This window comes from Streptomyces sp. NPDC005302 (genome assembly GCF_040607345.1).
Classification (GTDB): domain Bacteria; phylum Actinomycetota; class Actinomycetes; order Streptomycetales; family Streptomycetaceae; genus Streptomyces.
Map to the genome: position 1 here is coordinate 183,947 of NZ_JBEXGN010000005.1, position 17,907 is coordinate 201,853.

Here is a 17,907-nt window from a genome sequence, read left to right on the forward strand (position 1 = left end):
GCCCGCCGCCCCCGGTTCCGCGCACATCGGCTCGACTCATCTCTGCAGGGAGACAGTTCATGTACGACTACGACCTTCTGGTCGTGGGATCGGCCAACGCCGACCTGGTGGTCCGGGTCGAGCGGCGGCCGGCGGCGGGCGAGACGGTGCTCGGCTCCGATCTCGTCGTCCACCCGGGCGGAAAGGGCGCCAACCAGGCGGTCGCCGCCGCCCGGCTCGGGGCGCGCACGGCGCTTCTGGCCCGGGTCGGCGACGACGGGCACGGGCGGCTGCTGCTCGACGCGCAGCGCGCGGCCGGCGTCGACACCGTCGGCGTCCTCGTCGGCGGTGCGCCGACCGGGGTCGCGCTGATCACGGTGGACCCTTCCGGGGACAACAGCATCGTGGTGTCGCCGGGGGCCAACGGCCGGCTCGCCCCGGAGGACGTCCGGGCCGCCGGGAGCCTCTTCGCGGCCTCCCGCGTGGTGTCGGCCCAGCTGGAGATCCCGCTGGAGACGGTCGTGGAGGTGGTACGGAGTCTCGCGGCGGGCAGTCGTCTCGTGCTGAACCCGTCGCCGCCGCGCCCGCTGCCCGCCGAGGTGCTCGCCGCCTGCGACCCGCTGATCGTGAACGAGCACGAGGCACGGGTGATCGCCGGGGACGACCTCGGGGACTCCCCCGAGGACTGGGCGACGGCGCTCCTCGCGCTCGGCCCGCGTTCGGTGGTCATCACGCTGGGCGCGGCGGGCGCGCTGGTGGCGGAGCGGGCCGGCGCCCGGGTCCGGGTGCCGTCGGTGCGGGTCGCGGCCGTGGACACGACGGGCGCGGGCGACGCCTTCACCGCGGCGCTCGCCTGGCGGCTGGGCCGGGGGGAGTCGCTGCCGGAGGCCGCGGGGTACGCGGCCCGGGTCGGTGCCGCCGCGGTCACCCGGGCCGGGGCGCAGGAGTCCTTCCCGACCGCGGAGGAGGTGGCCGCGCTGTGAAGCGGGCCGGAATCCTGAACCGTCATCTGGCGGGCGCGCTGGCCGAGCTGGGCCACGGGGACGGGGTCCTGGTGTGCGACGCGGGGATGCCGATCCCGGCGGGGCCGCGCGTCGTCGACCTGGCGTTCCGGGCGGGTGTGCCCTCCTTCGCGGAGGTGCTGGACGGGCTGCTGGCCGAGCTGGTGGTGGAGGGCGGGACGGCGGCGCGCGAGGTGCGGGAGGCGAACCCGGCCGCGGCGGAGCTGCTGCGGGCACGGGTGCCCGGTCTCGAACTGGTCGGTCACGAGGAGCTGAAGGCGTTGTCCGCGGGTGCGCGGCTCGTGGTCCGCACGGGTGAGGCCCGGCCGTACGCGAACGTTCTGCTGCGCTGCGGCGTGTTCTTCTGACTCCGCGCGGGCCTGCCCGCGAAAGGAGTCCGCGCGGGCGGTGCCCGCGCAAGTTTCGAGGGGCCCGGTCCGTCGACCGGGCCCCTCGGCTTCCCCTCCGTATCAGAACCCCGCGATCCCCCCAGATCCCCCTCCAGAAGTCCTGATGCCACGTACGACCCGCAAGGTGGCGGAAGGGTTGCACGGACTTCTGAAGATTTTTTTCGCGGGGGTCATCCGGCGTGCTCCAGGAACCGTGCCACCGTCTCGGCCAGTACCGCGTGGCCGTCCCGGGCCCACAGCCCGTCGTTGAAGAGTTCGACCTCGACGGGCCCGGTGTACCCGGCCGCCTCCACGTACCCGCGCCATTCCCGGAAGTCGATCGAGCCGTCCCCCAGCTGGCCCCGGCCGTTCAGGACGCCCTCGGGCAGCGGTGTCGTCCAGTCGGCGAGCTGGAAGGTGTGGATGCGTCCGGCGGCACCGGCGCGGGCGATCTGGGCCGGGGCCGTGTCGTCCCACCAGAGGTGGTACGTGTCGACGGTGACGCCCACCTGCTCGGCGGGGAACCGTTCGGCGAGGTCGAGGGCCTGCGCGAGGGTGGAGACCACGCAGCGGTCGGCGGCGTACATCGGGTGGAGCGGTTCGATGGCGAGCCGTACGCCCCGCGCGGCGGCGTAGGGGCCCAGTTCACCGAGGGCGTCGGCGATGCGTTCGCGGGCGCCGTGCAGGTCCTTCGAGCCGGCCGGAAGCCCGCCCGACACCAGGACGAGGGTGTCCGTGCCCAGGGTCGCGGCCTCGTCGACCGCGGCGCGGTTGTCGTCGAGGGCCTTCGCCCGCCCGGCCGGGTCGGGGGCCGTGAGGAATCCGCCCCGGCACAGGGTGGTCACCGTCAGGCCCGCGTCGCGGACCAGTCGGGCCGCCGCCTCCACACCGTAGGCGCGCACGGGTTCGCGCCAGAGGCCGACGCCTCCGACGCCGAGCGTCAGGCACGACGTCACGAGGTCGGGCAGGGACAGCTGCTTGACCGTCATCTGGTTGACGGAGAACCGGGCGAGGCCGTTCACGAGGTCACCCCGTACACGGCCAGCAGGCTCCTCATCCGGGTCTCGGCGCGACCCGGGTCCGGGAACAGGCCGAGGCCGTCGGCCAGTTCGTAGGCGCGGGCCAGGTGCGGGAGGGAGCGGGCCGACTGGAGTCCGCCCACCATCGTGAAGTGCTCCTGGTGACCGGCGAGCCAGGCCAGCAGGACGACACCGGTCTTGTAGAAGCGGGTCGGGTGCTGGAAGAGGTGCCGGGACAACTCGACGGTGGGGTCCAGGAGTTCGCGGAATCCCTTGACGTCTCCGGTGTCCAGGACGCGGACGGCCCGTGCGGCGGCCGGCCCGAGCGGGTCGAAGATGCCGAGCAGCGCGTGGCTGAAGCCCTGTTCGTCGCCCGCGATCAGTTCGGGGTAGTTGAAGTCGTCGCCGGTGTAGCAGCGGACGCCGTCCGGGAGGCGGCGGCGCAGGCCGACCTCGCGCCGGGCGTCCAGCAGGGACACCTTGACGCCGTCCACCTTGTCCGGGTGGGCGGCGATCACCTCCAGGAACACCTCGGTCGCCGCGTCCAGGTCGCCGGAGCCCCAGTAGCCCTCCAGGGCCGGGTCGAACATCGGGCCCAGCCAGTGCAGGATCACCGGCTCGGCGGCCTGTCGCAGCAGGTGGCCGTAGACGTCGAGGTAGTCCTCGGGTCCGGCGGCGGTCGCGGCAAGCGCTCGGGAGGCCATCAGGATCGCCCGGGCACCCGACTCCTCGACGAGGGCGAGCTGTTCCTCGTAGGCGGCCCGGACCTCCGCGAGGGAGGCGGGGCCGGTGAGCTGGTCGGTGCCGGCACCGCAGGCGATGGCGCCGCCGGTGGCGCGGGCCTCGGCGGCGGAGCGGCGCACGAGTTCGGCGGCGCAGGCCCAGTCGAGGCCCATGCCGCGCTGCGCGGTGTCCATCGCCTCGGCGACTCCGAGGCCGTGGGACCACAGGTGGCGGCGGAAGGCGAGGGTGGCGTCCCAGTCGACGGCGGCGGGGTCGCCGGGCGAGACGTCGGCGTACGGGTCGGCGACGACGTGCGCGGCCGAGTAGACCGTGCGGGAGACGAGGGGCGCGCCGTCGGGGAGCACGGCGAGGGGGTCGGTGCGCGGTTCGTAGGCTCGCAACCGGCCGTCGGCGCCCGGGAGTCGGATGGTCACAGCGTGATCTCCGGTACGGCGAGACGGCGGCCCTCGGCCGAGGAGCGCAGGCCCAGTTCGGCGAGCTGCACGCCGCGTGCGCCCGCGAGGAGGTCCCAGTGGTAGGGGGCGTCGGCGTAGACGTGCCGCAGGAACAGCTCCCACTGGGCCTTGAAGCCGTTGTCGAACTCGGCGTTGTCGGGCACCTCCTGCCACTGGTCGCGGAAGGAGTAGGTGGCCGGGATGTCCGGGTTCCAGACCGGCTTCGGTGTCGTGCCGCGGTGCTGGACGCGGCAGTTGCGCAGTCCGGCGACGGCGGACCCCTCCGTGCCGTCGACCTGGAACTCGACGAGTTCGTCGCGGTTGACGCGCACCGCCCAGGAGGAGTTGATCTGGGCGATCGCGCCGCCCTCCAGCTCGAAGATGCCGTAGGCGGCGTCGTCGGCCGTGGCGTCGTAGGGCTTGTCCCGCTCGTCCCAGCGCTGGGGGACGTGGGTGGCGGTGAGCGCCTGCACCGAGGTGACCCGGCCGAACAGCTCGTGCAGGACGTACTCCCAGTGCGGGAACATGTCGACGACGATGCCGCCGCCGTCCTCGGCGCGGTAGTTCCAGGAGGGCCGCTGGGCCTGCTGCCAGTCGCCCTCGAAGACCCAGTAGCCGAACTCCCCGCGGACGGACAGGATCCGGCCGAAGAAGCCGCCGTCGATCAGCCGCTTGAGCTTGAGCAGGCCGGGGAGGAAGAGCTTGTCCTGGACGACGCCGTGCCGGACGCCCGCCGTGTGCGCGAGCCGGGCCAGTTCGAGCGCCCCTTCGAGGCCGGTGGAGGTCGGCTTCTCGGTGTAGACGTGCTTGCCCGCGGCGATGGCCTTGCGCAGGGCCTCCTCGCGGGCGGAGGTGACCTGGGCGTCGAAGTAGAGGTCCACGTCCGGGTCGGCGAGGACCGCGTCGAGGTCCGTCGACCAGTGGTCGAGGCCGTGCCGCTCGGCGAGTGCCCGCAGGGCGGCCTCGCGGCGGCCGACGAGGACCGGCTCGGGCCACAGCACGGTGCCGTCGCCCAGGTCGAGGCCGCCCTGGTCGCGCAGGGCGAGAATCGAGCGGACGAGGTGCTGGCGGTAGCCCATGCGCCCCGTCACGCCGTTCATGGCGATGCGCACCGTCTTGCGTGTCACGTCGTTCCCTTCGTACGCGTCAGGCGCCGCGCACACTCGGACGAGCATGACAGCAAGCGCTTTCTATGCGGTGAGAAGCTAGCCTCTGTTCACTGTTCGGGACAAGACCGTCGCCAGGTCGAGTTGTTCGAGGGGGCGAACAACGGGGGCCGTTGGCCGTATGGTCTGCACGGACCCCGACCACGGGAGGCGGCACGTTCGGCCTCGCTCCCGTGTTCGACGCCGTTCGACGAGGCGGGACCAGGCACGACGACGTAGCCGCCGTACGACGAGGTACGGCGGGACGCGCGACCGGAGGACGACGAGATGACGGTGACCCTGGCGGACGTGGCGGCCCGCGCGCAGGTCTCTCCCGCGACGGTGTCGCGCGTGCTGAACGGGAACTATCCGGTGGCCTCCTCCACGCGGGAGCGGGTGCTGCGCGCGGTGGACGAGCTGGACTACGTGCTGAACGGTCCCGCCAGCTCGCTGGCCGCCGCGACCTCCGACCTCGTCGGCATCCTGGTCAACGACATCGCCGACCCCTTCTTCGGGATCATGGCCGCCGCGATCCAGTCCGAGATCGGGGGGCCCGGGGGGCGCGCGGGCGGGGAGCGGCTCGGGGTCGTGTGCAACACCGGCGGCTCCCCCGAGCGCGAACTCACCTACCTCACGCTCCTTCAGCGCCAACGCGCCGCCGCGGTCGTCCTCACCGGCGGCGCCATCGAGAACGCGGGGCACGCGGGCGCCGTCGCCGCGAAGCTGCGCAGGCTGGCCGAGGCGGGCACCCGGGTGGTGCTCTGCGGACGGCCGCCCGCGCCGGACGCGCCCGAGGCGATCGCGCTCACCTTCGACAACCGCGGTGGCGGCCGGCAGCTCACCGACCACCTGCTCGGCCTCGGCCACCGGCGGCTCGGCTACATCGCGGGCCCCGAGGAGCGCACGACGACGCGCCACCGGCTGGAGGGCCATCGGGCCGCACTCGCCGCGCACGGCGTCGAGGAGGATCCGCGGCTCACCGTGCACGGTCGCTACGACCGCCGCTCCGGTTACGAGGCGACCCTGGAACTCCTGCGCCGTGAACCGGAGTTGACCGCCGTGGTCGCCGCGAACGACACGGTCGCGCTGGGCGCCTGCGCGGCCTTGCGCGACTCCGGGCTGCGCATCCCGGACGACGTGTCCGTCGCGGGCTTCGACGACCTGCCGTTCAGCGTCGACGCGGTACCGGCTCTCACGACCGTCCGCCTGCCGCTCTCCGAGGCGGGCGCCCGCGCCGGCCGCGTCGCCATGGGCCGCGAGGATCCCCCACCGGGCGGGATCGCCACGGTCCGGGGCGAGTTGATGGTACGGGGCTCCACCGGGGTTCCCCGGGGATGACTCTCCCTCCGCCCGTCCACGCGGCCGGAGACTCTCCCCGGCGTCCAGGGAGTCGGGGTGAGCCGGGTTCCGGTCCCGCGCCGGGGTCTCCCGGCGGGTGACGTCCACCCGGGCTCCGGGTACCGATGTCCACCGGTGGGGCGCCTCCGGCGGACGACGTGAGCGCCGGCGGACCGGCACGGCTCGCCGTTCGCCGCCTTCCGCCGGGGGCGCGTCGCATGGGACCGCCTCCCGGCCGGGCTGTGCGCCGCCCTCCGCAGGTGCGTGCCCGCAGGGTGCGCCTCGGCACCGGACCCGCCGCCACCCCTCAGGCCTGCGCGCCGGCCGACCGGCACGACTCGCCGTTCGCCGCCTTCCGCCGGGGGCGCGTCGCATGGGACCGCCTCCCGGCCGGGCTGTGTCCCGCACTCCGCAGGCGCGTGCCCGCAGGCTGCGCCTCGGCACCGGACCGCCGACGGACCGGCGCGGCTCGCCTGTCGTCGCCCTCCGCCCGGGACGAGCCGGGCGGGATCGCGACGGACCCGGGGCCGCGTCCCGGCCGGGCTGTGCGCCGCCCTCCGGAGGTGCATGCGTGCCCGCAGGCTGCGCCTGGGCACCGGACCCGCCGCCGCCCCTCAGGTCTGCGCGCCGGTCTCAAGGGCGCGCACCTCGGCCGTGGTCCCTGGCCGGCGTCGGGGGTTTGCCCTCGCGCTCGCGTCCGGGCCGTGATCGCCTCACCTGTCGCCGAACTCCGGTGCGGGCGACGGGAGTCCGGCGCCGCTTGGCTGAGCCTCCCGGTGATCCTCCCCGTCCGGTCCCGGGCCCGTACCGGGGCGGGCCCCGGCTCCCGGGCAACCCAGGTGCGGTCTTGGGTGTGGGGCGGGCAGGCCGTAGGGTCCCCGCCATGAAGCTGGCGTTCTCCACTCTCGGTGTGCCCGGACTGCCCGTCGCGGATGTCGTGCGGCTGGCACTCGCGCACGGCTATGAGGGGGTCGAACTGCGGGCGCACCCGGAGGAGCCCGTGCATCCCGGGATCGGCGCCGGTGAACGGGCCGCCGTGGCCGAGGAGTTCGCGGCGGCCGGGGTCGAGGTGCTCGGTATCGCGGGGTACGCGCGGGTCGCGGCGCCGGGTGACGACGCTCCGGTGCTGAGCGAGATGCGTGAACTGCTGGAGCTGGCCCGGGACGTGAACGCTCCGTTCGTCCGGGTCTTCCCCGGCGGCGACCCCGGGGCGAGCGCGGCGGAGTCGGACGCGACGGCCGCCCGGCGGCTCGGCACCGCGGCGGAGTACGCCGCCGACCTCGGCGTCCGCATCCTGCTGGAGACGCACGACTCGCACCGCACCGGCGCGGACGCGATGCGGGTCCTCGGCCGGGTCGGCCACCACCACGTCGGCTCCCTGTGGGACGTGATGCACACCTGGCTCGGCGGCGAGGACCCCGACGAGAGCTACCCCGCCCTGTCCCCGTTCCTCGGATACACGCAGGTCAAGGACATCGCGTCGGCCGGGGACACCACCCCGCTGCCGCTCGGCGCGGGGGTCCTGCCGCTCGGCGCCTGCGTGGACGTCCTCGTGCGGAACGGGTGGGACGGCTGGCTGTGCTGGGAGTACGAGAAGCGCTGGTACGAGCGTGCGGTGCCGCTGGAGGGCCTGCTGGCGGCGGGGCGCGAGCACCTTCTCCGGCTCGTGGGCGAGGCGGAGAAGCGGAGGTGAGGGGCGGCCCGGCGCACCCGGTGCGGGCAGGGGCCCTGACACCCGGGCGCCGCGCTACCCCGTACGGCCGGTGAGCGGGACCGAACCGTCGAGGCACCAGTCCAGGACCGCCGGCCACGGCCCGTACCCGGCGTCTAGGTCGAGGTGCGCGGCTCCGGGAAGGATGTCCGTCGGGACGCCCAGCGGGTCTCCGTAGACCGCGTCGGCCCCCTCGGGGCAGTACGGGTCGTCGTCGCCGGCGACCAGACGGGTGGCCCCGGGCAGCGCGCACAGGTCCAGTCCGGACGGGGTGAACGCGGCGATCTCCGGCAGCCCGGCGAGGACGGCGGGCGAGGGCGGAGCCACCAGCAGTACCCGGTCGACTCTGTCCAGACCCGGCAGCGCGCGGGCGACGGCGTGCAGCCACAGCACGGCCGAGGCGCTGTGCGCGAGGACCACCCGTTCGGCGCCCCGCAACGCGTCCAGGTGACGGGCGAACTCGGCGAGCCACACCTCCGGGTCCGGGACGTCGGGGTCCGGCAACTGTGGGTGGACGACCTGCCGTCCGCGTTCGCCGAGCCGGTCGGCGAGCCAGTGCTGCCAGTGGCCGGCGGGCCGGCGGTTCTGCCAGCCGTGCAGGATGAGGAAGGAACTGTCGGCACCCGCGTCGTCCCCGGCGGTGAGCCGGGGGGCGGGCTGCTGGGTGGCGGCCTGCTCGGTGGCGGGCTGCTCGGTGGCGGGCGAGGTACCGCGCCGGTCGTCCGTGGTCATGGGCCGATCGTTTCCGACCGCGAGGCCATCGGTCCAGTTAATCTTTCCTGGTGGAACAGGTAAGCGAGACCTTCACCGTCGATCTGCGTCGCCTGACCGTGCTGCGGGAACTCCGGCGGCGGGGCAGCCTGGCCCGCACCGCCGATGCCCTGCACCTCACACCCTCCGCCGTCTCCCAGCAACTCGCGGCGCTGGCACGCGAGATGGGCGTGCCGCTGACCGAACGGGACGGCCGGGGCGTCCGGCTGACCGGGCAGGCGCGAGTACTGCTGGCGCACGCCGATCTCATCGCCGCCCAACTGGAGCGCGCCAGAACGGACTTGGCGGCCTACGACGGGGGCGGTCGTGGGACGGTCCGGGTCGGCTGCTTCTCCAGCGGCATCCTCGGGCTCCTCCCGGACGCGCTGACGGCACTGGCGGGCCGGCTGCCGCACGTACGGATCGATGTCGTCGAGGCGGAGCCACCGGACCTGTTCACCGCTCTGGACGCCGGACAGGTCGACCTCGCCGTCGCCGTCGACTTCGCCGCCGCTCCCCCGCACACCGACCGGCGCTACCACCGCCTCGACCTGCTCCGGGACGTCCTGGACCTGGCTCTGCCGGCCGGTCACCGGCTCGCGGGCGGCGGCCCGGTCGATCTGCGGGAACTCGCCGGCGAGCCCTGGATCATCGGCGACCCGGCCAGTTGCTGCGGCGCGGTGGCCCGTTCGGTCTGCGCCGCCGCCGGTTTCACCCCGGACGTCCGGCACGCCGTCGACGACTGGGGCGCCCTGGCCGCGCTGGTCGAGGCGGGCCGGGGTGTGGCGCTGGTCCCACGGCTCGTCCGGCCGCTGTACGACCGTCGGCGGCTCGCTCTGCTGGGCACCCTGGGCACGCAGCCGTCCCGGAACGTGTTCGCGGCCGTCCGCGCCGGCGCGGAGGCCGACCCGGTCCTGACCGCCGTACGTGACCAACTGCGCGTCGCGGCGGCGGGGTTGGCGGACGGCGATCCGTCCGGCGGACGCGCGGGCCGGCCCTAGACGGTCTCCACGGTGCCCGCGTGCCGGGCGCGTTCGGCGGCCAGGACGGTGAGGTGGCTGGTGAGCGATTCGCGCGGGCCGGACTTCACCAGTCCGGGGTTCTCGGTGGCGACCGCGGCGACGAAGGCGTCCATCAGGCCGGCGTCGCCGCCGCCGTGCCCGCCCGCCGCGTCCATGCCGCCCGCACGGCCGAGGTCGACGGCCTCCTCGGTCCGGGTCAGGAAGTCGTAGACGCTCACGTTCTCGCCGTCGCCGCGCAGTTCGCCCCGGGTGCCGAAGATCCGGGTCCGGCGGTCGGCCTGTTCGGTGAACGCCGTCATGGTGAAGGTGGCGGTGGCCCCGGAGGCGAACTCCATCGACACCACCTGGTGGTCGACGACGTCGTTGTCGCAGGCGTACACGCACCGGCCGTACGGGCCCTCGCGCAGGGCCGTCTCCAGGGCTTCGGGCGTGAAGTCGTCGAGGAGCACGCTGAGCGGCCAGTGGTGTTCGCCGCGGGCGAGCCGGTCGCCGTACTCGCGCCGTGCGGAGTAGGGGCAGTCGGGCTCCACCGAGCAGTCCAGACAGCGGTCGGCGGCGCCCTCGGGCCGGTTCTCCGGGCGGAAGTGCGAGAGGCGTCCGAAGCTGGAGACGCGGACGGGCGGCTGCCCGAGCACGTGCTGCAGCCAGTCGATGTCGTGGCAGGACTTGGCCATCAGCATCGACGTCGCCTCCTGTGTGCTGCGCCAGTTGCCCCGTACGAAGGAGTGCGCCTGATGCCAGAATCCGACGGGTTCCAGGTGCTGCACGTTGACGACGTCGCCGATCCGCCCGGAGTCCACGACCTCCTTCACCGCGCGCGTGTAGCGGGTGTAGCGCAGGACGTGCCCGACCGCGAGGATCACCCCCGCGCGCTCCACGGCGTCCACGATCCGGCGGCACTCGTCCTCGGTGAGGGCCATCGGCTTCTCCAGCAGGATGTGGTAGCCGAGGGCGGCGAACTCCAGGACGGGTTCGAGGTGTTCGCGATCAAGGGTGCAGATCAGTACGGCGTCCGCGATCCGGCCGCGGGCGGCGAGCTCCCGCCAGTCCCCGACGGCGGCGTCCGGTTCCAGGGAGTGGGCGGCGGCGAAACGGCGGCGCCGCGTCTCGCGGGGTTCGGCGACGGCGACCACCCTGGCCCGCCCGGAGTGGTCCAGGGCCCAGCGCGCGTGACCGGTCCCCCGGTCACCGGCACCGACGACGGCGAGCGTGACGACGGGTCCGGCGGTGGCGGGGGTCTCAGAGGTCATCGGTGGGCCGCTTTCCCGGTCGGGTCCACGGCGCGGTGAGCGCCGTCCGTCGGGACGCTAACCGCCGGCGCCGGGCTCGACAAGACCGCTTCGCGCGCCGCCTGGGCGCCCCGGGGCGACCGTGAGGTCAGCGCGACCCCGCCCACCAGCAGGGCCGCGGACGCCCAGCGCAGCGGGCCGACGGACTCGCCGAGGAACAGGGCCGCCGACGACATCCCGAAGACCGGGACCAGGAGCGCGAAGGGGGCGACGGTGGACGCGGGATGCCGGTGCAGCAGCCAGCCCCAGGCGCCGAAGCCGAAGACGGTGGTGATCCAGGCGACGTAGACGACGACTCCGGCGCCCTGCCAGTCCAGGGCGCGCAGCGCGTCGAGGTCGCGGGAGGGACCCTCGGTGAGCAGCGAGAGTCCGAGCAGCGGGAGGACGGGGACGGTGCTCACCCACACCATGAAGTTGAGCGGGTCGGGCGGGGACGCCTTGCGGGTGAGGACGTTGGACACGCCCCAGCAGGCAGCCGCCGCGATGACCAGGGCGAAGGCGCCGAGCGGTCCCGCCGTGCCCTCGTCGACGGCGGCGAGGCCCACGCCGCACAGCGCCACCGCCATACCCGCGACCCTGACGCGGGTGGGGCGTTCGCCGAGGAAGGCGAAGGCGAGAAGCGCCGTGAACACCGCCTGGATCTGGAGCACCAGGGAGGACAGGCCGGCGGGCATCCCGGCGTCCATACCGATGAACAGCAGCCCGAACTTCGCGACGCCGAGGGCGAGTCCGACGGCCACGATCCACTTCCACGCCACCTTGGGGCGGCCCACGAGGAACACGGCGGGCACGGCGGCCACGAGGAAGCGCAGGGCCGAGAAGAGGAGCGGCGGGAAGTGGTCCAGGCCGACCTCGATGACGGTGAAGTTCACGCCCCAGACGGCGGCGACGAGGACGGCGAGAGCGATGTGAGCGGGACGCATGCGTCGAGCATCCGACGACCGCACCATGTAGCACCAGCACCGATCTCTGCATGGATGGATGAAGCACCGCTTACGTATGCTGGCGGCGAGCGATGCCGTGTCCCGGGAGGCCCCCATGCTCGATCTCCAGCGCCTGCGCGCCCTGCACGCCGTGGCGGTGCACGGCACGGTCGGTGCCGCCGCCGCCTCGCTCGGCTACACCCCGTCCGCGGTGTCCCAGCAGATCGCCAAGCTGGAGCGGGAGACCAGGACGGTCCTGCTGGAGCGGCGGGGACGCGGCGTCCGGCTCACCGAACAGGCCGAGCAACTGGCCGCCACCGCCCAGCAGTTGCTGGCCATCGTGGAGCGCGCCGAGACCGAGCTGGAGGAGCGCAGGGGGCTGCCGGCGGGACGGCTGACGGTGGCCGCGTTCGCCTCGGCCGCGCGGGGACTGCTGCCCGCCGTGCTGGCTGATCTGGCCGTCCGCCATCCGGCGCTGGACACCCGGCTGACGGAGGTGGACCCCCATCTGTCCGTCGACCTGGTGGCCCGGGGGGCGGTCGATCTGGCGATCGCGCACGACTGGGACATCGCCCCGCTGCCCGCGCCGCCCGGCGTGGAACAGGCCGCGATCGGCGAGGACCTGTGCGATCTGCTCGTCCCCGCCGGGCATCCCTTCGCGGGGCGGACCTCGGTGCGCCGTGAGGATCTCGGCGGCGAGCGGTGGATCTGCCAGCCTCCGGGGCGGGTCTGCCACGACTGGCTGGTCCGCACGCTGCGCGCGGCGGGCTGCGAACCGGACATCGTCCACCAGGCGGACGAGAACCCGACCCTGGTCGCCCTGGTCGCGGCGGGCCTCGGGGTCGCCCTCATCCCCCGGCTCGGCCGCGGGCCCCTGCCCGCCGGGGTCGTAGAGGTCCCGCTCGACCCGCTGCCCGTGCGCCGCCTGTACGCGCTGTGGCGCTCGGGAGCGGCCCGCCGGCCGGCCATCGCGGAGACGGTCCGCACCCTCCAGGCGCACTGGCCGGCGGTGTCGGCGCGGGACTGAGCGGGCGTCCGCGCAGCCGGCCGGACGGACCACCCGCCACCCGCCGCCTGCCACCTGCCACCTGCCACCTGCCACCGATCCGGATCCTGATCCGGATCCGGACGGACCACCGGCCCCCCGCGCCCCGTCCGTACCGACTTGCGGTGTTCTCCCCGATTCCGGGAACCCCGGGTCCTCCCGCTTCGTCCCAACCGCATGCTGTCGGATGAGTCTCCGCAGAGCGGTGTCGGCCTCGCTGCTGGCTGCGATCGCCGGCTTACCCTCTCCGCCGCCTGCGGCCGGTAGCACGCCGTCACCGGCGCGCCCCCCTCCAACTGCGCCGGTGGCGGCCCACCCCCCGTTACTGTGCACACCCTTGACTGGAAGAAACTTTCTGGATATTCGTGGCTCCTTGGAAGTTTCCTTCACGAGGGAAGGAGCGCTTGTGCGCGACTCCAGCACGGGAAGCACCGCGGGACCGTCCGGTCCGGCCGAGCCGAACACACCGTCAAGACCCTCCCGGCGCACGGTTCTCGCCGCCACGGCGGGTGTCACCGCCGCACTGGCCACCGGGCCGGTCGCCCACGCGGCCGGCGCCCGCGCCCCGCACGGCGACAAGGCGCTGCGCGCCATCGTGTCCCGGATGACACTGGAGGAGAAGGTCGGCCAGCTGTTCGTAATGCGGGTCTACGGCCATTCGGCCACCGCACCCGACCAGGCCGACATCGACGCCAACCTCGCGGAGATCGGTGTCAGGACCGCCGAGGAACTGATCGCCAAGTACCGCGTGGGCGGCATCATCTACTTCGCCTGGGCGCACAACACCCGTGACCCGCACCAGATCGCCGGCCTGTCGAACGGCATCCAGCGCGCCTCGCTGGACCAGCCGCGCGGCCTGCCCGTGCTCATCTCCACCGACCAGGAGCACGGGATAGTGGCCCGCGTGGGCAAGCCCGCGACCCTGTTCCCCGGCGCCATGGCACTGGGAGCGGGCGGCTCGCGGGCCGACGCCCGGACGGTGGGCGCCATCAGCGGCGCCGAGCTGCGCGCGATCGGCATCAACCAGGACTACTCCACCGACGCCGACGTGAACGTCAACCCGGCCAACCCGGTGATCGGCGTCCGCTCCTTCGGCGCCGACCCGGACGCGGTGGCGGGCCTGGTCGCGGCCGAGGTGAAGGGCTACCAGAGCTCGGCCGTCGCGGCCACGGCCAAGCACTTCCCCGGGCACGGCGACACCGCCGTCGACAGCCACTTCGGGTTCCCGGTCATCACCCACACCCGTGAGGTGTGGGAGAAGCTGGACGCGGTGCCGTTCCGGGCCGCGATCCGGGCCGGCATCGACTCGATCATGACGGCGCACATCATGGTCCCGGCGCTCGACGACGCCGGGGATCCCGCCACCCTCTCCCACCCGATCCTCACCGGCATCCTGCGCGGCGAACTCGGCTACGACGGCGTGGTGGTGACCGACGCGCTCGGCATGGAGGGCGTGCGGACGAAGTACGGCGACGACCGCGTCCCCGTCCTCGCCCTGAAGGCCGGTGTCGACCAGCTCCTCAACCCGCCGGACCTGCACGTCGCGTGGAACGCCGTGCTGGACGCGGTACGCGGCGGCGAGCTGACCGAGGCCCGCCTCGACGAATCGATCCTGCGCGTCCTGCGGCTCAAGGCGAAGCTCGGCCTGCTGAACGATCCGTACGTCAAGGACGCGGCCGTCGACCGGGTCGTGGGCACCCCCGCGCACCTCAGGGCCGCCGACCGGATCGCCGAGCGGACCACGACCCTGCTGGTCAACAAGGAGAAGCTGCTTCCGCTGTCCCGGCGGCGCACCCCGAAGCTGCTCGTGGTGGGCGCCGACCCGGCCTCCCCCTCGCTCTCCGACGGGCCGCCCACCACCGTGCTCGCGGGCGCCCTGACCGAACTGGGCTTCACCGCGACCGCCCTGTCCACGGGCACGGCACCGACGGCGGCGAAGATCACCGAGGCGGTCGCGGCGGCCGGCGGCGTGGACGTGGTCGTCGTCGCCACGTACAACGTGACGGCGACGAGCTCCCAGAAGACCCTCGTCGAGCGGCTCGTCGCCACGGGTGTGCCCGTGGTCGCCCTCTCCGTCCGCAACCCGTACGACGTCGCCCAGCTCCCGGGGGTCGGCGCCTGTGTGGCCGCCTACTCCTGGATCGACGTCGAAGTACGCGCCGCCGCCCGGGTGATCGCGGGCCGGGCCGAGCCGCGCGGCACGCTCCCGGTGGCCGTGCAGCGGGCGGACGACCCGACGCAGGTGCTGTATCCGATCGGCTACGGCCTGACGTACTAGCCGTACGCACCCCACCCGGCGGCCCACCCCCAAGTGAGCCAAAGGGACCCGGATGTCTGGCGTGTGCCCGCCCCGGCGGGCCACGCTGGGCGGGGGTATGGGGGTAAGCCATGCGAGCCAGCTCGGTGTTCCGGCGTTCCGCGGGCGGGACGGCCGCTCTGCTGCTGGTCGCGGCCGCCCTCACGGGCTGCGACCGGTGGTCCGGCGCGGGCGCCGCCGAGCCCCTCCCGTCCCCCGCGCCGACCCGCACCTCGGGCTACGGGACGGTCTTCCTCGCCCGTGACGAGTGCAGTTCGTTCGGCACGACCAGCTTTACCGAGGTGCCGTGCGGCAGTGAACGGGCCGCCGCACGGGTGGTCGCCCGCCACGACGGCAAGGTCGCGGACGGCCCCGCCTGCCCGGCGACCACCGACTTCGTCCTGCACATCAGCGAGAGCAGGCCGGCCTCCGACGAGGACGGCGACGGCACCGTCCCCCAGGGCTACGCCTGCATGCGCAAGCTCGAACCCCCGCACCCCGGCGATCCGGGAGGCGGCGGCGGTCCCCGCACCGTCGTCGGGGACTGCGTCTACGGCGCAGGCCGCGGCGAGGTCCGGGAGACGGCGTGCGACGGCACCGGCCGCAAACGCCCGGAGTACCGGGTGACGTCGGCGGTGACCACCCGCTCCGCGTGCCCGTCCGCCACGGCGCTCTACGTCCAGCTCGGCGGCGCGCGGCCGGTGGGCTGCGCCCGCCCCGTGTGAGGGAGCGGGCGCGGCCGCCGACTCACGGGCGCAGGGTCATCTCCCGTTCGATGTCGCGCCGGTCCAGCTTCGCGTCGTAGGGCGCGAGGGGCCGGGCCGCCGACGGGTCGGCGGCGACCGCCGCGGGGGCGACACCCGCCCACTGGAGGATGCGGGCGGTGGCGAGCGCCTTCTGGTCGGCGGCGAGCCCGGCGACGTTCGCGCCGTGGTTCATCCCGGGGGCCGTGAAGACGTACGCGTCCCGCGCACCGGGGCCGACGCGGAAGCGCTCGGCGCCCCACGGGTCGTTCTGGCCGTACACGAACAGCATGTGCCGCGCGTGGTGGCGGACCCAGCTGTCCACGTCACGCATCGCGGACGCCTGGAACCTCATCGGGATGGAGCGCGGCACGAAGTTCCGCGGCGGCTGGTACCCGTAGTGGACGTACTTCTTCTCGATGTACGGGAAGTGGATCGTCGGCGCGCCGAGCTGGGTGCCCGCCTGGTAGTAGTACGGCGTGTACGGCTCCAGGCCCTGGTCGGTGTAGAAGGAGAAGCCGGAGATGGTGTCGACGGAGTCCCAGATCTCGTCGTCGGTGGCGGAGGCGGCGTTCGCCGGGATCGTGTCGCAGTCGGCGAGCAGGCTGTACTGCCAGAAGCCCCACACGTAGTCGAGCACGACGGCCTCGTACGCCTTGTCGAGGCTGCCGACGGTGGTGAAGGTGTAGCCGGTGCCGGCGGCGTAGGCGGCGTACTTCTTCTCCAGCGGCTCCCGGCGCACGAGGGCTTCGCGCTGCACGGCGTTCAGCCGGTCGCGGCACTCCTCGGTGCCGACCTTCGTGAAGAAGCGGTCGTACGCCGAGTCCTCGTCGTTGACGACGTCGTTGGGCGCGACGTAGGCGACGACACCGTCCATGTCGCGCGGGTAGAAGCGCTCGAAGTACGTGGCGGTCATGCCGCCCTTCGATCCGCCGGTGGAGATCCACTTCTTGTGGTAGATCGGCTTCAGCGCCTGGAAGATGCTGTGCTGGTCGCTGGCCGCCTGCCAGATGTCGAGCTTGGACCAGTCGGCCGGCGCGGGCCGGGACGGCGTGAAGTAGCGGTACTCCATGGAGACCTGGTTGCCGTCCACGATCTGGGTCGGCTCGCGGCGGCTCGGTGTGGTGGAGACGTTGTAGCCGCCGGTGTAGAAGACCGTCGGGCGTTCGGTGTCCTTGTGCAGCACGGTGACGCGCTGCTGGAACGTGCCCTTTGACGGGTGCCGGTGGTCGACCGGCTGGGTGTAGTTCAGGACGAAGAACCGGTAGCCCGTGTAGGGCTTCTCCTCGATGAGGCTCATGCCCGGGATCGCGAGGAGGCGGTCCAGGATGTCCTCGCCCGCCCTGCCGGTGGTGCCGGTGGTGGTGCCGTGGGCCTCCGGCGGGGCCGCGGTGGCGGCCCCGGCCGTGCTCAGTGTGCCTATGAGCACCGTGAGCGCCAGCAGCCATCTGAGCGCCTTGCGCATGCACCCTCCCCTGGGATGTGGCAGATGTCCGCCGGAACCTAGCGGAGCAACTCCCGTGACACCAGGGGTCCTTGGGTGAAGCCTGTGAGCTTGTTGTGATGCGGCCGGAAATGCCGGACGAACCCGCGAGGGCTCAGCAGAGGATCCAGCCGGAGTTCACCGAACCCGACCCGACGGATCCCCTGAACAGGACGCAGCGGTGGCCCGCGTGGACGGTCACCGGGCCCGCGTGACGGGTGAAGTGGCCGGAGTCGACCACCGGCCGGCCGCCGCGCGCCTGCACGCTGACGGACATCCACCTGCGGGCGCCCGGCTTCTTGGGGACGGTCACGGCACAGACGTAGTCGCCGCGCCGGTAGACCTGCACGGAGCCCGTCGCGAAGGACAGGGTGCGCACCTTGCGGCCCGAGCAGGAGGTGGGGGCGGCCTGGGCGCTGCCCGGGCTCACGAGCGCGAGCACCGCGGACGCGGCCAGCACGGCCACGCCGACCGCCAGCCGTCGACGTATCGCACCACGGTCCACTCTCGCCCCTTCCGCCGCAGACAGCGTACGGGTGTACGGACGCAGAACGTACGTCGGACGGTTGCGCGCGGCGGCGGGGAGTCCCGTTCCC

Annotated in this window: 16 protein-coding genes; 8 read left to right on the forward strand and 8 right to left on the reverse strand. The window is 73.8% G+C overall.

The genetic code is table 11. The annotated features are described in order from the left end of the window. Positions 1-59 precede the first annotated feature (59 nt). Positions 60-962 carry a ribokinase gene (locus ABZT74_RS09495; protein ID WP_356171926.1) on the forward strand — a complete coding sequence of 301 codons (903 nt, stop codon included), beginning with the start codon at positions 60-62 and terminating at the stop codon, positions 960-962. Next, positions 959-1,348 (forward strand): D-ribose pyranase, encoded by a 390-nt coding sequence (rbsD, locus tag ABZT74_RS09500; protein WP_355863154.1) that lies wholly within the window; start codon positions 959-961, stop codon positions 1,346-1,348. The genes ABZT74_RS09495 and rbsD overlap by 4 nt, the downstream gene beginning before the upstream one ends. A gap of 212 nt (positions 1,349-1,560) precedes the next feature. On the opposite strand, the gene ABZT74_RS09505 is transcribed toward rbsD, so the two are convergent. From ABZT74_RS09505 to ABZT74_RS09515, 3 genes are read right to left on the reverse strand one after another with little or no spacing between them, the layout of a single operon-like run. Beyond that, entirely contained in the window at positions 1,561-2,358 is a 798-nt protein-coding gene (locus ABZT74_RS09505) for a sugar phosphate isomerase/epimerase family protein (protein ID WP_356172119.1), read from the reverse strand. 29 nt (positions 2,359-2,387) lie between these two features. Next, positions 2,388-3,545, reverse strand: a complete 1,158-nt coding sequence (locus ABZT74_RS09510; protein WP_356171923.1) for a dihydrodipicolinate synthase family protein — start codon at positions 3,543-3,545, stop codon at positions 2,388-2,390. Beyond that, on the reverse strand, positions 3,542-4,693 hold the full coding sequence (locus ABZT74_RS09515; protein ID WP_356171920.1) for a Gfo/Idh/MocA family oxidoreductase: 1,152 nt from the start codon (positions 4,691-4,693) through the stop codon (positions 3,542-3,544). Before ABZT74_RS09515 ends, ABZT74_RS09510 begins: the two co-directional genes overlap by 4 nt. A gap of 306 nt (positions 4,694-4,999) precedes the next feature. Here ABZT74_RS09515 and ABZT74_RS09520 point away from each other — a divergent pair, with 306 nt between their 5' ends. Continuing rightward, positions 5,000-6,049, forward strand: a complete 1,050-nt coding sequence (locus ABZT74_RS09520; RefSeq protein WP_355863148.1) for a LacI family DNA-binding transcriptional regulator — start codon at positions 5,000-5,002, stop codon at positions 6,047-6,049. An 883-nt stretch (positions 6,050-6,932) separates the two neighbouring features. Continuing rightward, positions 6,933-7,742 (forward strand): sugar phosphate isomerase/epimerase family protein, encoded by an 810-nt coding sequence (locus tag ABZT74_RS09525; protein WP_356433900.1) that lies wholly within the window; start codon positions 6,933-6,935, stop codon positions 7,740-7,742. 54 nt (positions 7,743-7,796) lie between these two features. On the opposite strand, the gene ABZT74_RS09530 is transcribed toward ABZT74_RS09525, so the two are convergent. Further along, positions 7,797-8,492: an alpha/beta hydrolase gene (locus tag ABZT74_RS09530; protein ID WP_356433902.1), complete on the reverse strand. Its 696-nt coding sequence runs from the start codon at positions 8,490-8,492 to the stop codon at positions 7,797-7,799. 50 nt (positions 8,493-8,542) lie between these two features. Between ABZT74_RS09530 and ABZT74_RS09535 the strand changes: the two genes are divergently transcribed. Beyond that, a complete protein-coding gene (locus ABZT74_RS09535) occupies positions 8,543-9,511 on the forward strand; it encodes a LysR family transcriptional regulator (protein WP_356433904.1) in 969 nt (322 codons plus the stop codon). On the opposite strand, the gene ABZT74_RS09540 is transcribed toward ABZT74_RS09535, so the two are convergent. Together ABZT74_RS09540 and ABZT74_RS09545 are read right to left on the reverse strand one after the other, a co-directional pair. Continuing rightward, on the reverse strand, positions 9,508-10,782 hold the full coding sequence (locus ABZT74_RS09540) for a Gfo/Idh/MocA family oxidoreductase (protein ID WP_356433906.1): 1,275 nt from the start codon (positions 10,780-10,782) through the stop codon (positions 9,508-9,510). The genes ABZT74_RS09535 and ABZT74_RS09540 overlap by 4 nt on opposite strands. After that, positions 10,779-11,744 (reverse strand): EamA family transporter, encoded by a 966-nt coding sequence (locus tag ABZT74_RS09545; protein WP_356433908.1) that lies wholly within the window; start codon positions 11,742-11,744, stop codon positions 10,779-10,781. Before ABZT74_RS09545 ends, ABZT74_RS09540 begins: the two co-directional genes overlap by 4 nt. 115 nt (positions 11,745-11,859) lie before the next feature. Between ABZT74_RS09545 and ABZT74_RS09550 the strand changes: the two genes are divergently transcribed. From ABZT74_RS09550 to ABZT74_RS09560, 3 genes are all read left to right on the forward strand, one after another. Beyond that, complete coding sequence (locus ABZT74_RS09550; RefSeq protein ID WP_355863136.1) at positions 11,860-12,771, forward strand: LysR family transcriptional regulator; 912 nt, start codon at positions 11,860-11,862, stop codon at positions 12,769-12,771. A 424-nt stretch (positions 12,772-13,195) separates the two neighbouring features. Next, complete coding sequence (locus ABZT74_RS09555) at positions 13,196-15,067, forward strand: glycoside hydrolase family 3 N-terminal domain-containing protein (protein WP_356171904.1); 1,872 nt, start codon at positions 13,196-13,198, stop codon at positions 15,065-15,067. Positions 15,068-15,177: 110 nt separating this feature from the next. After that, entirely contained in the window at positions 15,178-15,810 is a 633-nt protein-coding gene (locus ABZT74_RS09560; RefSeq protein ID WP_356171901.1) for a hypothetical protein, read from the forward strand. A gap of 22 nt (positions 15,811-15,832) precedes the next feature. Here ABZT74_RS09560 and ABZT74_RS09565 read toward each other — a convergent pair whose 3' ends face one another. Both ABZT74_RS09565 and ABZT74_RS09570 read right to left on the reverse strand, forming a co-directional pair. Then, the gene (locus ABZT74_RS09565) at positions 15,833-17,293 is read right to left on the reverse strand and encodes a S28 family serine protease (protein ID WP_356433910.1); all 1,461 of its coding nucleotides are present in this window, start codon (positions 17,291-17,293) and stop codon (positions 15,833-15,835) included. A gap of 133 nt (positions 17,294-17,426) precedes the next feature. Further along, positions 17,427-17,816 carry a hypothetical protein gene (locus ABZT74_RS09570; RefSeq protein WP_356171894.1) on the reverse strand — a complete coding sequence of 130 codons (390 nt, stop codon included), beginning with the start codon at positions 17,814-17,816 and terminating at the stop codon, positions 17,427-17,429. Positions 17,817-17,907: the final 91 nt, after the last annotated feature.

Excerpts from the sequence above, each read along its gene's own strand:
- ABZT74_RS09530 (WP_356433902.1), bottom strand. The coding sequence starts at position 8,492 with ATGACCACGGACGACCGGCGCGGTACCTCGCCCGCCACCGAGCAGCCC.
- ABZT74_RS09525 (WP_356433900.1), top strand. The coding sequence starts at position 6,933 with ATGAAGCTGGCGTTCTCCACTCTCGGTGTGCCCGGACTGCCCGTCGCG.
- ABZT74_RS09550 (WP_355863136.1), top strand. The coding sequence starts at position 11,860 with ATGCTCGATCTCCAGCGCCTGCGCGCCCTGCACGCCGTGGCGGTGCAC.
- ABZT74_RS09505 (WP_356172119.1), bottom strand. The coding sequence starts at position 2,358 with ATGACGGTCAAGCAGCTGTCCCTGCCCGACCTCGTGACGTCGTGCCTG.
- ABZT74_RS09565 (WP_356433910.1), bottom strand. The coding sequence starts at position 17,293 with ATGCGCAAGGCGCTCAGATGGCTGCTGGCGCTCACGGTGCTCATAGGC.
- ABZT74_RS09540 (WP_356433906.1), bottom strand. The coding sequence starts at position 10,782 with ATGACCTCTGAGACCCCCGCCACCGCCGGACCCGTCGTCACGCTCGCC.
- ABZT74_RS09495 (WP_356171926.1), top strand. The coding sequence starts at position 60 with ATGTACGACTACGACCTTCTGGTCGTGGGATCGGCCAACGCCGACCTG.
- ABZT74_RS09520 (WP_355863148.1), top strand. The coding sequence starts at position 5,000 with ATGACGGTGACCCTGGCGGACGTGGCGGCCCGCGCGCAGGTCTCTCCC.
- ABZT74_RS09545 (WP_356433908.1), bottom strand. The coding sequence starts at position 11,744 with ATGCGTCCCGCTCACATCGCTCTCGCCGTCCTCGTCGCCGCCGTCTGG.
- ABZT74_RS09560 (WP_356171901.1), top strand. The coding sequence starts at position 15,178 with ATGCGAGCCAGCTCGGTGTTCCGGCGTTCCGCGGGCGGGACGGCCGCT.